We start from the raw sequence: 13,477 nt of genomic DNA, 5'->3' as shown, positions 1-13,477 counted from the left end.
GGACTAGCCGAACACCGCTATCTCCTTTATTAACTTCCCCTTCTTAAACCTATCAGGTTTAAGATTCTCAAACTCCGGTATGGTGGGTTTCCCGCCTAGAATATACTGTGTGAGTGCCTCGGCGACTGCTGGAGCCATCATGAATCCATGACCGCTAAACCCGGCTGCGACAAGTATGTTCTCGTTTTCCTCCAGGGGCCCTATTATTGGATGGTGATCCGGCGTCATATCATAGTACCCGGTCCAATACCTTAGAACATATACTTCACCCAACCACGGGAAATACCTTGTCCATACTTTGGCGGCTTTCTCTAGAAACATGTATTTATTTACAGCCGGCTCATCGTACTTCTCAGGTATATCCGAGCCAATGTATATGTTGCCGTGGAATACCTGTAGAATATATGACGAAGATGACCAGTCTATTATAAGCGGCTTAATAACCGGTTTAAACGCCTCAGTAATTAAGACATGCTTGGCTAGATTATGTATTGGGAGTTCAACGCCGAGGCCTTTGAGTAAGTTAGCACTGTCTTTACCGGCTGCAACAATTACCTTATCCGCCTCAACCCTTCCCTTATTTGTTTCAACAACTATCCTACTTCCTTCATCACTGATTTTAAGGGCTCTCATACCCTCATATACATTAATATTGTTTCGTTTTAAATGAATGACAGCGTTTAAAACCGCGTTGAATACTTGAGCCTTACCAGCTAAGGGGTCATATACTGCTGCAAGTATTCCATTAGTATTTATTGATGGAACTATTTCCCTTACTTCCTCAGGAGAAATCATTCTTGAAGGTACGCCGAGTGAGTGATGAAATTCGACAACCTGCTTGAAGAACTCGACGTCCCTCTCCCTTGTCAATACCCATAGGTAGCCATCCCTCCTGTATAGAAACCCTAGTTTCCTAGCGTACTCGGGCCATAAGTCTATAGCCCTCTTCATCACGTTAACATGCTCCCTACTAGTGAAGCTCGCCCTTATCCCAGTTGCACATCTAAATGTACCGCCTGAACCAATGTATGATTTCTCTATAATCACTATATTCCTGCACCCTTGCTCCAGAAGGCTTACAGCGGTGAATAACCCGGTTACCCCGCCCCCAATAATTAACACGTCCGTCTTCATCTCTCATCACCTATAAAGTACTTCACTTTCACAGGAGAGATCGGGGGTCTATTACGGGGGATGAGGACCTCATCGAAGCTTTTCCCAGTCTTCCTCGCTAGAATGCCTGCAACCAGGAGGAGGCATGTCTGTCCCTGGCACTGACCCATCCCTATCCTCAGCTTCCTCTTTAATACCTCCAGGTTATCTAGCCCGCTCTCTATAGCGTTTAATACATCGGCTAATGTAACATTCTCGCATCTACAAACTATTACTTTCCTTGGATCAATGCCCACGTTCATCACCTTACAATCCTGACCGCGCGTACATCAAACCATAAATCACCTGGTACTTCAACTGTCACAACCCATGTTTTCTCATAGACCCACGCCTTAACTACTGTCCCCTCCCCGATGACCCTGCCCTCCCTATCCAGTAGCTCCACCCGGGCTCCTTTGGAGGGCGACGGCAACATTTCATATGGCAGTGTGACATAGGCCTTACCAGGCTTACTTAAGTCAACGACGAATATGGCTAAGCCGGGGCACTTGCCCACGCAGACCCCGCAACCGATGCATTTATCCGGGTTTAATCTGGGTACCTCGTATATCCTGCTCTTGGAGATAGCGTTGAAGGGGCATGCCGATACGCATATGTTGCATGGTATTTCCTCAGGGCATTCAAGTATGGCTATGGGTCCATTGGAGAGCCTCTCCATGGATGGAAGCAGCTTCTTCTCTACTAGTTCCTCTTTAGTTATAATGCCTGTCCGCTTAGAGCTCATATATCGATCCCCTTCCTAAGCTTCTCCATCTCCTCCTCTGTTACAGTGGCTTTGAGCTTGCCCTGCCTAGCCCTTGAGATAACAGGGCTCATCCTGTATTCGTTCCACAGGAAATCCACCAATCTATCTCTTTCAGTGATCACATCCGTAAACCCCATTCTCTCAAGGATCGTATATGCCGCAATCTCTCCCTCTATGAAGGCTGTTGTGGCTTCCTCAATACCCGTTAGATCGCCTGCCACGAAAACACCTGGTATACTTGTCTCCATGTATTTCGTTCTAACTGGTACGAGGCCGCCGGCTTCTGGAATATACTTCATAGTAGCCCCCATTTGACTCAGGAGTGCATAATTAGGTTGTAAACCAACCGCTAGGAGGACTAGGTCTACGCTATATTCCTTCTCCGAGCCCTGGATAGGGTTCAACTTATCGTCGACAGCCGCTACTATTGCTTTCTCAACTTTCTCTGCCCCCTCAACCCTTGTAATTGTATGACCAGTGAGGATTGGCACTCCATACCTCCTCACCTTTGCTGCGTGGACGATCCAGCCACCGATCTCTCTCATTATCTCGATTATACCGTGAACCCTTACCCCGGCTTGCAGTAATTGATAAGCCACTATTAATCCAACATTACCGCTACCCACAACCAACGCATTCTCACCTGGTCTAACACCATATTCATTCATAAGTGTCTGAGCACCGCCAGCCCCCATGACACCTGGTAGGTCATTGTTCTCGAATAAAATCATCCTCTCAGTTGCACCTGTTGCGATTATAGTGTACCTGGGTTTGACAAGTAGGTTAACAGGTTCCTCCCCCTGGACAGCTATACCCATATAACCCTCACCGAAGAACCCGTAGGCAAAAGCTCTTGTATATGTTTTAATGGTCGAATACTTCTTGAGCTCGTTGACCAGTTTCTCAGCTATTTTGAAGCCTCTTACACCACCATAGTATCTTGTATCACCGAAGAACTTATGGGTCTGCTTAACCAGCTGGCCTCCAAGCCTGAAGTGATCTGTAACGAGGACCACATCAACGCCTTTCTCACCCAGCTTTAAAGCTGCTTGGAGCCCAGCTGGACCAGCACCAATTACAAGGACATCCGTATCCACTATCTCCTTTCTCACGGATGCACTACTAATATTAGCTGGCGGCTCCGGGATACCGTCTCCACTTACCACATTAATTCCATCTCTCACTGGCTCAATACATATCCTTGTATTTGGAACACTGTTAACATATGAGAGGCAGCTAGAGCACTTGCCAATCATGCAGAAAGCGCCCCGGGGCCTGCTACCATCGGGGCTCCTGGAGAAAACCCTGTAGCCTAAAGCATATAGAGAGGCAAGTATGCTTTCTCCCTCATATGCCTCTATAATGTTGCCATTATAAGTGAACTTGATGAGCCGTCCCCGCTTGAAATCTATTATGGGGTGTTCATATATCCTATAATCTAGCACCAGCTCCCACCACGTATTAAGCAGCTCCTTAAATAATATATACAATATATATACACTAGGATGCTACCGGAAATAAATATTTAATGCCCCTGGGATTAAATAAAACCGGGGGTAGTAGCCTTGGAGAAGATCCTTATTACACTGGACTTGTTCCTCTACATACTACCCGAGGGCGTCCCAAGGAACTCGTTTATAGTGTTAGCTGGGGAAGGAGGTTCCGGGAAAAGCGTGATAGTAGCCAATATAGCTAAGAACATCATAGAGAACAATGAACCAGTGATATATGTTTGTCTAGACGATGATCCTTTAACTATAATAGAGCAATTAGAGTCCTTTGGTTTAAGAATAGATGACAATATCTCCTCTAGGCTACTCTTAATAGATGGATTCAGTTATCTGATCAGAGGCAAGAAAGGAAGGATTCATCCACTCGTAGTAGAAGATGTTGATCCACGGAACCCTGAGAACCTTGCCAACGCTATCCTACGTGTACTGGATTCAACGAGGTTAAGTGGTAAGGGATTAATCATTATAGATTCATTAAACGAAGCAATGATCTCACTCGATCCCACACGGTTCATGGAGTTCATCAAGCTTCTAAGAGCCAATATCTCTAAGACACTGAAAATACCTATAATAGCAACGCTCCACACCTCCACAGAAGGCTTTAAAGAATACCTGTACACTATAGAACACCTAGTTGACGGTATAATTGAAACACGCGGTCTAGAAGAGGGGTTATCCCTACAGCTACCTATACAGGTACGCCAGATAATGATAAGGAAGATAAAGGGTGTGACATATAGACATGGATGGGTTCTCTACGCAATTGACAACACTGGAGTTAAGCCGGTGATATTAAAGGTTGAGAAAAAATAGTGGGCAACAAATTATCTGACCTCCTCCTCGCCCTAAAGAGCGAGGGGTCCCTTTAGGGTAGGGAGGTTGGGGCTACACCTCCTCTAGCCTGGTTCAGCCCCGCGCCTGGTCTTAGGCGCGCTACCCCTACCCAGCTTAACGCGGGGCTCGGGGCTATGGGTTTTCTCTTCAAGAGTATGTTGTATGCTCTTACAAGATATGCGTTGAATACCTTGTTATGTATGAAGCATTTGATCAACCCTCTAGTTATCCTCTTATGATTATCATGAGTTCTGCATAATGGGCATGTTGTTAACGTATATTCCTCGCTTACAAACTCTGTTTTGATCCTGTATTCTTCTGCTACCTCGGTTATTCTTCTGAGCAGGTATCTATAGCTCCAGACATGGGCTATCTCAAAGTTAACCATAGGGCTCTTCCCCCGGCTCTTGAACAATATACCTCGGGTACCCAACAACTACCTCTGATACACCTCTCAGATAGAGCCATTTAACAGTATTTCCCACAGCCCAGTTGATATAGCTTCTAATCTGCTTCCTCCACTTCTTATACATCTTCCTAAGCATCCTAGACGTCTTGAACCCATATCTGTTTAGCATGCTTTGATATTCTGAGATACGGTTCCTCCAATAGAAACTAATAGCTTTTAGAGGTCTCCCGCTTACAAGCAATGCAGAACCATCCTCAACATATACAGCCAAGAGATTGTTAATGCCAATATCTATCCCAGCACTCTTATTTCCAGGAGGGTTCACAGGTACTTTAATCATTTTGTCTCTAACGATCTTCTCCTCAACTTCGAAGGATATATGCATATACCACTCTTCTTCTCATCAAGGTCGTAGCATATCTCAGCCCTACCTTGTTTCCCGAAGACGTGTATTCTCCCAGAGTACCTAACACTGATAGACCCGAGAGCCCTCAAACCCTTCAATATAACATAGTCATCCTCAAACTTATACTGATCATTTCTCAGAACAACCCATAGAACTCTCTTACCACCTCTCTTCCTATACCCCGGCGGGTTAACTCCTGTCATGAATGACGGTGGTTTTCCCTCTTTCTTAGCTTTTAGTAGCGGGAAGAATGACCTCCAAGCCTCGTCGTTCTTATTTAGAACTTGTTGTGTAGTGGCTGAACCTATATAGGATAGGCATTTAAAAAGTCCATTAAGAGAGGAAACTATCTTCTATACCCATAGAAAACCAGTATTACAATGATCATCACTATAATTATTATACCTATCGCCAATGGTAAGATACTGCCTAATACTCCATGAGTTACAGGGATCGATTCAGTAGCTGGCTCTGTAGACGTAGTAATAGCTGTAGCCGATGTACCAATGGTAGTTAACGTGGTGCTGCTAGTAATTGTCGTCATAGTTGCCGTGGGTGATGTGGTAGCCTCTGTTACAGAAACCCATGTTGTTACAGTGTAGAGAAGCGCCTGGGATAAGTTCACTATTATTGATTCATTACCCTGCGATACAGTGACACCTGTTGAAGGCATTACATTTACCTGGTATCCATATGGTATTTGAAGCGTTAACAATAGGTTCGCTACATCATTATAACCAGTTAAGTCTATGTAGGCAACGTAAGACCCAAGGCTACTGGACTCCATGAAGCCCTCTATAGTGAAGTACAACATCACCCAGCTCGTATTGTTAAATAATATAGTGATACTATCGACACCATAATCTACAACAACGTTTCCACCTGGCTCACAATCCACTGAGACCAAGGAGAGGCTTACAGATGGATCAAATGGATTATCCAGCGTCAGTTCAACAGGGGTTTCACTCCTACTTGAAAGAGTGATGTTTAGATCGAACATCCCATTATCCTCTAATGGATCATATATTATCGAAGCATAAAGCCCAGCTATATTAACGGTGACAGAGCCAGTGTATACACTGATGATGCTTGAAAATACCATGGTGGTAAAGAGTAGAAGTAAAGGTATTCTAGCTATCATACATCATCAACCCCTACTTATAAACCTAAGCTCTATAGCTCTATATAACATCCCAGCGTTTCCCCGCTGATGTTTTGTTAGCGGGGTTAGCCCCTGGCCTGGGCTCACTTGCTTCACCCAGACTGCATGGGGCTCGGTCGAGCCCAACGCCGCAGGGCCCCATCCGGGTTTCTAGCACGGCCCTCACCGCAATGCGGATCACAGGAGCTCTAAGTACCCTAGAGATATCTACAGGAATTTAAAGTTATCTATAAATCCACAGCAGCCCTATATTAAATATCGTTTTACATCACAAATCGAATTATGAACGGAGGGCGTGAAAATGTTGTTAAAGGATATCAAGGTACTTGATCTAAGCCATACACTTGCCGGGCCCTTTGCCTCCATGGTGCTAGCTGACCTAGGAGCCGAGATAATAAAGGTTGAGGCCCCACATGGAGATGAAACCAGGAGCTGGGCCCCGTTCATCAAGGGGGAGAGCGCTTACTATCTCTCGATAAATAGGGGGAAGAAGAGTATTGTAGTGGACTTGAAAAACCCTAAGGGGCGGGAGATAGTCTACAAGCTAGTAGAGAGAAGCGATGTCGTGATAGAGAACTATAGGCCCGGGGTGCCTGAGAAACTTGGGGTCGACTATGAAAGCCTCGTAAAAATCAATCCCAAGATCATATATCTGAGTATTAAGGGGTTTAGACAGGGAAGCATATACGAGGATAAGCCAGCATATGACCTGGTTCTACAAGGCATGTCAGGCCTCATGATGTCCACTGGCGAGGAGGGGGGACCTCCTGTGAGGGTTAGTTTTGCGTTATTTGATGTGATCACTGGATTAATGTCCTCAATATATATTTTAAGCGCCCTCTACGCAGGTAAAAGGCCTGTTAAAATAGAGGTTCCAATGTATGACACTGCAATATTCTCAATGTGCTACCTACCAATAATGTACCTCACGACAGGTAGAAAGCCAAGAAGGATGGGTAGCGCCCATCCCTCCATGGTGCCTTACCAAGCCTTCAGAGATAGGGATGGGAAATGGTTCATCGTGGCAGCAGCAAACGATAGGCTCTGGGGTTCTCTATGCCGGGCTATTGGCAGGGAAGACCTTGTAAATGATCCGCGCTTCAGAACAAATGCCGATAGAGTGGCTAATAGAGAGGCCCTTGTTAACATGCTTCAATCAATATTCGAGATCGATACAAGGGATAACTGGCTTAGGAAGCTGGAGGACGCTGGTGTTCCTGCTGCACCAGTATATGAGCTAGACGAGGTATTTCAAGACAGGTATGTTAGCGAGCAGGGAATAGTCTATAAGATACATCATCCAGTACTAGGCGAGATCCCCCAGTTAAGCGAGCCAGGATATTTTAATAATGAAAAATACAACTCGAAACTACACCCACCAAGACTCGGGGAACACACAGTAGAGATACTTCAGGAGCTTGGATACACCCCGGAGGAAATAAGCAGGCTTAAAGAGGCGGGCATCATATATTATCCATAGGAGGTCATCATGCCCGTAGCTAAGCTCGGCATAGGATTTAAGGGTGTAGTAGCTGACCATCCCTTAGCTGTAAAGACCGGGTTAGACGTGCTGGAGGAAGGAGGCAACGCATTTGATGCATCCATAGCCATTAGCGCTGTTTTATCGGTTGTACAGCCCCAAATGGGCGGGCCCGGAGGCGATGGATTCCTATTAGGCTTCGTAGGAGACAAGGTTGTTGCCTACGCGTCCTCAGGCCGCTCGCCCAGCGGATTCAACGCCGATGAATACATTAGGGAAAAACCTCTAAGAGGATCTCTAACAGTAACGATCCCCGGGCTCGTATACCTATGGGGTATGGTTAACGAGGAGTATGGAACACTTGATTTAGCGACACTATTGAAGCCAGCAATATCACTGGCATATAATGGATTTAACGCTGGATATACCCTGGCGAGATCCATTGAGGCGGTTGAAAAAGAATTATCCGGGTTCAAGTGGGCTAAATACTATAAAGGGGTTAAACTAGGCAGCAAAATCACCAATAAAGATGCTGCTAGAACCCTTAGGCTAATCGCGTCGAGGGGCTGGGAAGAATTCTACCAGGGGGAGTTAGCTGAGGAACTAACCAGGGAACTACAGGATCAAGGAGTTAATACAGGGCTTGAAGACCTTATGACCCACGAAGGCTTTAAAGTAGATCCCCTCAGGCTAGAGGTGGAAGGAAGAATACTCTATGAGCTCCCGCCAAACACTCAAGGAGCATCAACGCTCCAGCTGATCAGCGCGCTCTATGAGGAAGAGTTATCCAGGTACGGGTTCCATGATCCTCAGCGGGCTAGCGCCTGGAGTAAACCAGTTGATATCGTCTACACATTCAGAGACATCTATCTAGGTGACCCCGACTACATGGAGATAGATGTAAACGAGTATTTGAGATATAGTAGGGTAAAGAAGCTTATCGAACACAGTGTAAGTCAAAGCAGTACACGTGTAAAACATGGAGGAGATACAACATTCTTCATAGTCTCCGATGGAGAATCATTGATCGGATTCATTCAAAGCCTCTTCCATCCATTCGGCTCAGGGCTAATGATGGGCGGCTTCCCAGTGCAGAATAGAGGAATAGGATTCGCGAAGGAGCATGGATTACCTAACAGCCCTGCACCCAGGAAATTACCCCTCCACACGTTATCAATTCTAGGCGTAGTTGAAGACGATAAAAAATATATTATAGGCTGTGTAGGAGGAGACTACAGGCCCCAACTACATCTAAGGGTATATGAAAACATGTTCGTATATGGAATGGACCCCGTAAAAGCAGTTGCAGCCCCCCGATTCATCTATGTGGAACCCCGTGGAAGCCAAAGACTCGTCTTAGAGAAACCACTTGAGGCTAATACGGTTGGAGGCATAAGTATCGAAGAAGTAGAGTATTTTGGAAGCCATGGACATGTACATGTAGCCATCCTAGACGATGAGAAATTAATACTTGCCGGCGACCCACGTAGCGAGGGAATAGCTATAGCCATAAACTAGATTACAGCGTTATTTTTCCTCCACAACCTCGGCCCCTTTATTACGTGGTCTAGTAATGAATACCTTCCCGTCGAGTCTTGGCATCAAATTCTCCAAGATCGCCTCAGCCTCATCTAATCCTTTTACAACCCCATAGACAGCCGGACCCCACGAGCTTTGTCCAACCCCTTCTACACCGTTTTCTCTGAGTAGCTTAATGGCCCTAGCAGAATTAACCGAGAAAACACCGCCCTGATATCTGGAAAACATAGAGCCAACGGTTTCCTGCAAAGCTGTCAACGCCTTCACGAATGAGTCGAAGTCCCTTTCAGCCACAGCTGAGGATAACTCGATTAGATGATATGAGGCCTTCCATGTTAATTCTACGGGAATATTCCAGTTTTCTTCAGCGAAAATCCTGTCTTCCCTCTCCTCATCGAGCCCGCTACCTGAAGGTATTGCAATGATGAAAACCCATTCCTCAGGGAATTCAAGCCTGGTTAGGAGGGGCGGGAATGCTGTGGACTCGGATCTACCCATGTCAACCACGAATCCACCATGTTTAAACACATATGTTCCAACACCGGAGTATTTGCCAAGTCCTGTCTCAACAGCTATTTCGACAGGATCTATCAGGTGGTTATTCACTAATGCAAGCCCATATCCAGCTGCGAGCACTAGTTGCGTTGTGGAACCTAGTCCTATGTGTCTGGGTATGCATTCCCTTATTTCAATGATTCCTTTTAAACCATGTTTAACGGCGAAGTCTTTTATTCTGGTAAACACCTCATCGGATCTGCAGCCCTCGACGCGTAATTCGCTTCCCTCCTTAACGATAACAACGTTGTTGGGGTATGATACTGCAACCCCTGCTGAGATATATCTCCTAGCTCCCCTGATAAACGGGTTAACCATGCCGAAGTGCAGTCTCGAAGGTGTGTTAATCTTTACTTCCCTAGCCAATCCTCCACCACCTTTCTAATCTTATTGGCTAAATCCATGTAAGCACTATCCATACAGGTCTTCACTGCCACATTATATGAATACTCAATACTTCTTAAAGCTGTTTCAAGCTCTGTGGTTGAGAGCTGATCCCGTGCTCTTATCTTGGTAGTGTATATAATCATCTCTATGAGAGAGCTATAGCACCTTGAGTATGGCTCGAGCACCAGGTGGATATGTGGATTCACTCTTATTTCCCTTAAATCATACTCAAATAAGCTATATTTCCCATGATCCACGATTCTAATAAGGTCTAGTAGCAAGTAGGCTTCAGCATTCCTCAGGAAAACACGTCCACTCACCTCATCAACCATGTAGTCCTCTGGGGTCAACCCACTGGATTCCGCCTTAAAAGCTGTCCTATAGTATAGAAACGGATCCCTGACAATGTTGAGCACTGGGTTTTTCACAGCCACTAATAACTCATGTGTTTTAAACCCTTTGTAGAACTTCACCAGTATTCTCCCCTTTGACTTCCAGAACCCCGATGGTGTTGCATAGGGTTTGTCCAGATCATCTAGTAGAGATATTATCGCCTCGTAGAGTATCCCCTCCCTAATTAGAGCCAAGGCTACTCCACCATCTTATATTAAATGCTTCCCCATGCATTAGCCTCCTTAACTCAGCGAACTTCTTTCCAAGCTTCGATTTCATGAATCTCGGGTGAACTATGTAGTCAAGAGAGGTGCCCCTAGCACTTCTTATTCCAACGTGATCAACTAGTTCTTTGAAGACGCCGCCAGCTATGCCATCAGCTATTACAGCGTATCCTTGTGCGGTCTCTTTTACTATGGATGCATCCGGCAACCCCTTCATCGCCCTGATGCTCGTCAAGTCCCCGAGTTTATCCTCTATGTAATCCTTAACGACAGGGTTTCTTGAAACCCTGCCTGATAACAGTATCTCACGCACCTCGCCCACCAGCGGGATCATAGAGTAAACCGTCTTTACAATAGACTCAATCATCGCGTCGAAGCAGATCTCTGCTAATGGATCTTCGCTTATCCTAGATATGAATTCCTCCGGTGACATAGTATTAGTTAATACATTACAACCAGTGGAAAACACATCTGTTTTGCTGAATAACCCTACGGCCTGTACTACTTCCAGATCCAGTGCACCTGAAGTTAGAAATGCTGGGCCAGGCATTAAGGTGCCGCCGACACCATCAACTATGACCCCATTCCTAACTGCTATCACTGCGTTATAGCCGAACCCCATCTCTACGTGTATGTAGTTAACTCTATCATAGGGTATTTTATGCTCCTGAGATACCTCGTGTATCCCTAGGACTGCAACGGCTAGCTTATCAGCTGTACCCATATCGATCTTGTTGAGCTTCCTATGTAGGGGGATTGTTTCAAGGTTTATTACTGCTGGAATGAACATCCCTCTAACCCTTCTCTTCTTCAACTCCCTCACTATCTTCCCCATTGCATCGTAGATGAATGCCCCAATATTATTCCTGTTTAAGCCTTCCACTATCTCCTCCTTGGTGGTGGCTAGTATGAAAGTGTAATACCAGTCCTCCAACATGTTGTCCTCTACATGATCCAGATATGTGAGCTCTACACCATAGCCCGAGGGGAGAGCTATTAGATCAACCCCTGGGAAGCCCTCAACAAGCTCCACTACTCTGAGGGGATTCTTACTCGCCTCAACGGTATCTATTGATTTCTCGAAGCATATTCTCCCATCGCAGAGACCACATATATCAATACTCTTAGAGCCAGGATCCATACCTAGTACTCTGGGCATTTCGGGATCCCCCTAAACCATAACTAAGTGGAAAATGTGATATTAAGCATCGGATTTAACTATTATAGAGTGATAGAATACTGTTAAACCGTTTCAGGCTCCCTGGTCTTTATAACTGGGATAGCCCACCCACCTCTAGCAACCCATATTATCATTAAGAGGCCGGCAACCACGTTGCTTAAACTCATTGAGATCCATACCCCTAGACTACCGAGGCCTATGGTGAATGCTAGTATATAGCCTAATAGTATTCTTATGCCCCATAGACGAATTATCCCCATTATTGTTGGAACCATTGTATGCCCTGAACCTCTGCCAACACTCATGCCTATGAAGAATAACGCGAAGAACACTATTGATGGTAGGAAAACTGTGATGAATCTATCTGCCTCAGATAATATAACCTGGTTATCGGTGAACACTGAGATGAATGCCTCCCTCAACATGTAAACTATGGATGACCCTATCAGTGTTGATACCCCTATATAGAGCATTGATTTAAAGGCAACCTTCCTTGCCCTATCAATTAATCCAGCCCCAAGTGCCTGTCCCACCATAACTGCGACACTGCTTGTGAAACCCCATAACGTTGCATCAGCTAGATCCATCATTATAAGCCCTATGGCTGCTGCAGCAGCAACATACTCACCGAACTGGTTTATAAGGCCATTCTGAAACATAAATGCCAAGCTATTTGAAGCCATCATTAACGTCACTGGAGCCCCGATCCTCAGGTTTTTAGCAAGCCAGTCCAACTCTATTTTAAGTGTTAACCTGGGCTTTAGATATGGGTATTTCTTATTCAATCTATCATACAGGAGTAATAGTCCGATGAACCTTGAAAGTATTGTAGCGTACGCTGCTCCGGCAACCCCCATAGGCGGTATCAACATCGATCCATTGATTCCAACCCCTAGAATGAATATGGGGTCTAAAACCATATTCATGGATGCGGCTCCGAAGTTTATTGATGCAGGTGTACGTGTATCACCTATTGATTGAAGAATTGTCGAGTAGGTTAGAGTGAATGCTGAGAAAACTATATCCAGCGTGATTATCCCGGAATAAGTTAAGGTATCATTGTAGAGGAGAGGCGGTGTCCGCACTATATAGCTGAATATCATGGGTCTTAGAATAAAGTATATTATAGAAACCACAGAATTGATGAGAAGCGTTGCCGAGACAAAGAATGACACGTATTTCCTGGCCTCATCATACCTGCGCGCACCTATCAATTGAGTTATCAATGCTAGATTCGCTGCCATTAATCCCTGCGCTATCGAGTTCCATAACATGAAAGTTGGCATGACCTGCCTTGGTACAGCATAGGCTATCTCACTGTAACGGCTTAGCCAATATGTATCCACTATATTGTATGATACGTTCACTAATTGGACAACCATTAATGGTAGCCCAAGCCATAGGAGTGTTCTACCAATGGACCCGTAAAGTATTCTCTCCCTGTTTTCCTCTATCCTCATCATTTTCTCGATCACCAGT

General features: G+C 45.3%; 15 protein-coding genes. 3 read left to right on the top strand and 12 right to left on the bottom strand.

Annotation, left to right across the window (positions count from 1 at the left end; all coding sequences use genetic code 11):
• Window positions 1-3 precede the first annotated feature (3 nt).
• Genes SPHMEL_RS02160 through SPHMEL_RS02145 form a run of 4 tightly spaced genes read right to left on the bottom strand, consistent with a single transcriptional unit; the run spans window position 4 to window position 3,363 of the window.
• Window positions 4-1,134, bottom strand: coding sequence for an NAD(P)/FAD-dependent oxidoreductase (locus SPHMEL_RS02160; RefSeq protein ID WP_012607878.1), 1,131 nt, complete (start codon window positions 1,132-1,134; stop codon window positions 4-6).
• Entirely contained in the window at window positions 1,131-1,415 is a 285-nt protein-coding gene (locus tag SPHMEL_RS02155) for a (2Fe-2S)-binding protein (RefSeq protein WP_012607877.1), read from the bottom strand. Before SPHMEL_RS02155 ends, SPHMEL_RS02160 begins: the two co-directional genes overlap by 4 nt.
• Complete coding sequence (locus SPHMEL_RS02150) at window positions 1,415-1,897, bottom strand: 4Fe-4S binding protein (RefSeq protein ID WP_012607876.1); 483 nt, start codon at window positions 1,895-1,897, stop codon at window positions 1,415-1,417. Before SPHMEL_RS02150 ends, SPHMEL_RS02155 begins: the two co-directional genes overlap by 1 nt.
• On the bottom strand, window positions 1,894-3,363 hold the full coding sequence (locus SPHMEL_RS02145) for an FAD-dependent oxidoreductase (RefSeq protein WP_042667912.1): 1,470 nt from the start codon (window positions 3,361-3,363) through the stop codon (window positions 1,894-1,896). Before SPHMEL_RS02145 ends, SPHMEL_RS02150 begins: the two co-directional genes overlap by 4 nt.
• 120 nt (window positions 3,364-3,483) lie before the next feature.
• On the opposite strand from SPHMEL_RS02145, the gene SPHMEL_RS02140 reads away from it, so the two are divergent.
• Window positions 3,484-4,242, top strand: coding sequence for an RAD55 family ATPase (locus SPHMEL_RS02140; protein WP_042667112.1), 759 nt, complete (start codon window positions 3,484-3,486; stop codon window positions 4,240-4,242).
• Between the two features lie 52 nt (window positions 4,243-4,294).
• On the opposite strand, the gene SPHMEL_RS07040 is transcribed toward SPHMEL_RS02140, so the two are convergent.
• From SPHMEL_RS07040 to SPHMEL_RS02130, 4 genes are all read right to left on the bottom strand, one after another.
• Entirely contained in the window at window positions 4,295-4,651 is a 357-nt protein-coding gene (locus SPHMEL_RS07040) for a zinc ribbon domain-containing protein (protein WP_051400982.1), read from the bottom strand.
• A complete protein-coding gene (locus tag SPHMEL_RS07035; protein WP_084322088.1) occupies window positions 4,644-5,057 on the bottom strand; it encodes a transposase in 414 nt (137 codons plus the stop codon). Before SPHMEL_RS07035 ends, SPHMEL_RS07040 begins: the two co-directional genes overlap by 8 nt.
• Entirely contained in the window at window positions 5,009-5,281 is a 273-nt protein-coding gene (locus tag SPHMEL_RS07280) for a hypothetical protein (RefSeq protein ID WP_051400980.1), read from the bottom strand. The genes SPHMEL_RS07035 and SPHMEL_RS07280 overlap by 49 nt, the downstream gene beginning before the upstream one ends.
• A gap of 143 nt (window positions 5,282-5,424) precedes the next feature.
• Window positions 5,425-6,219 (bottom strand): hypothetical protein, encoded by a 795-nt coding sequence (locus tag SPHMEL_RS02130; protein ID WP_042667111.1) that lies wholly within the window; start codon window positions 6,217-6,219, stop codon window positions 5,425-5,427.
• A 322-nt stretch (window positions 6,220-6,541) separates the two neighbouring features.
• On the opposite strand from SPHMEL_RS02130, the gene SPHMEL_RS02125 reads away from it, so the two are divergent.
• Window positions 6,542-7,720 carry a CaiB/BaiF CoA transferase family protein gene (locus SPHMEL_RS02125; RefSeq protein ID WP_042667109.1) on the top strand — a complete coding sequence of 393 codons (1,179 nt, stop codon included), beginning with the start codon at window positions 6,542-6,544 and terminating at the stop codon, window positions 7,718-7,720.
• Between the two features lie 9 nt (window positions 7,721-7,729).
• Complete coding sequence (locus SPHMEL_RS02120; RefSeq protein WP_042667107.1) at window positions 7,730-9,238, top strand: gamma-glutamyltransferase family protein; 1,509 nt, start codon at window positions 7,730-7,732, stop codon at window positions 9,236-9,238.
• A gap of 9 nt (window positions 9,239-9,247) precedes the next feature.
• Here the strand turns inward: SPHMEL_RS02120 and SPHMEL_RS02115 are convergent, their stop codons facing one another.
• The 4 genes from SPHMEL_RS02115 to SPHMEL_RS02100 form a co-directional block, all read right to left on the bottom strand.
• A complete protein-coding gene (locus SPHMEL_RS02115; protein ID WP_042667105.1) occupies window positions 9,248-10,180 on the bottom strand; it encodes a GHMP family kinase ATP-binding protein in 933 nt (310 codons plus the stop codon).
• Window positions 10,165-10,788: a DUF447 domain-containing protein gene (locus SPHMEL_RS02110; protein WP_012607868.1), complete on the bottom strand. Its 624-nt coding sequence runs from the start codon at window positions 10,786-10,788 to the stop codon at window positions 10,165-10,167. Before SPHMEL_RS02110 ends, SPHMEL_RS02115 begins: the two co-directional genes overlap by 16 nt.
• Entirely contained in the window at window positions 10,775-11,977 is a 1,203-nt protein-coding gene (locus SPHMEL_RS02105) for a DUF1464 family protein (protein ID WP_042667103.1), read from the bottom strand. The genes SPHMEL_RS02110 and SPHMEL_RS02105 overlap by 14 nt, the downstream gene beginning before the upstream one ends.
• 83 nt (window positions 11,978-12,060) lie before the next feature.
• Entirely contained in the window at window positions 12,061-13,461 is a 1,401-nt protein-coding gene (locus SPHMEL_RS02100) for an MATE family efflux transporter (protein ID WP_232216719.1), read from the bottom strand.
• Window positions 13,462-13,477: the final 16 nt, after the last annotated feature.

The sequence above is a fragment of the Desulfurococcus amylolyticus Z-533 genome, assembly GCF_000513855.1.
Classification (GTDB): Archaea; Thermoproteota; Thermoprotei_A; order Sulfolobales; family Desulfurococcaceae; genus Desulfurococcus; species Desulfurococcus amylolyticus.
The sequence above is the reverse complement of the archived record's forward strand: the minus strand, read 5'-3'. Positions and strand labels throughout refer to the sequence as shown.

What these genes read in the sequence shown, in the direction of transcription:
- SPHMEL_RS02160 (WP_012607878.1), bottom strand. Translation starts at nt 1,134, where the DNA reads ATGAAGACGGACGTGTTAATTATTGGGGGCGGGGTAACCGGGTTATTC.
- SPHMEL_RS02155 (WP_012607877.1), bottom strand. Translation starts at nt 1,415, where the DNA reads ATGAACGTGGGCATTGATCCAAGGAAAGTAATAGTTTGTAGATGCGAG.
- SPHMEL_RS02150 (WP_012607876.1), bottom strand. Translation starts at nt 1,897, where the DNA reads ATGAGCTCTAAGCGGACAGGCATTATAACTAAAGAGGAACTAGTAGAG.
- SPHMEL_RS07040 (WP_051400982.1), bottom strand. Translation starts at nt 4,651, where the DNA reads ATGGTTAACTTTGAGATAGCCCATGTCTGGAGCTATAGATACCTGCTC.
- SPHMEL_RS07035 (WP_084322088.1), bottom strand. Translation starts at nt 5,057, where the DNA reads ATGCATATATCCTTCGAAGTTGAGGAGAAGATCGTTAGAGACAAAATG.
- SPHMEL_RS07280 (WP_051400980.1), bottom strand. Translation starts at nt 5,281, where the DNA reads ATGACAGGAGTTAACCCGCCGGGGTATAGGAAGAGAGGTGGTAAGAGA.
- SPHMEL_RS02130 (WP_042667111.1), bottom strand. Translation starts at nt 6,219, where the DNA reads ATGATAGCTAGAATACCTTTACTTCTACTCTTTACCACCATGGTATTT.
- SPHMEL_RS02125 (WP_042667109.1), top strand. Translation starts at nt 6,542, where the DNA reads ATGTTGTTAAAGGATATCAAGGTACTTGATCTAAGCCATACACTTGCC.
- SPHMEL_RS02120 (WP_042667107.1), top strand. Translation starts at nt 7,730, where the DNA reads ATGCCCGTAGCTAAGCTCGGCATAGGATTTAAGGGTGTAGTAGCTGAC.
- SPHMEL_RS02105 (WP_042667103.1), bottom strand. Translation starts at nt 11,977, where the DNA reads ATGCCCAGAGTACTAGGTATGGATCCTGGCTCTAAGAGTATTGATATA.
- SPHMEL_RS02100 (WP_232216719.1), bottom strand. Translation starts at nt 13,461, where the DNA reads ATGATGAGGATAGAGGAAAACAGGGAGAGAATACTTTACGGGTCCATT.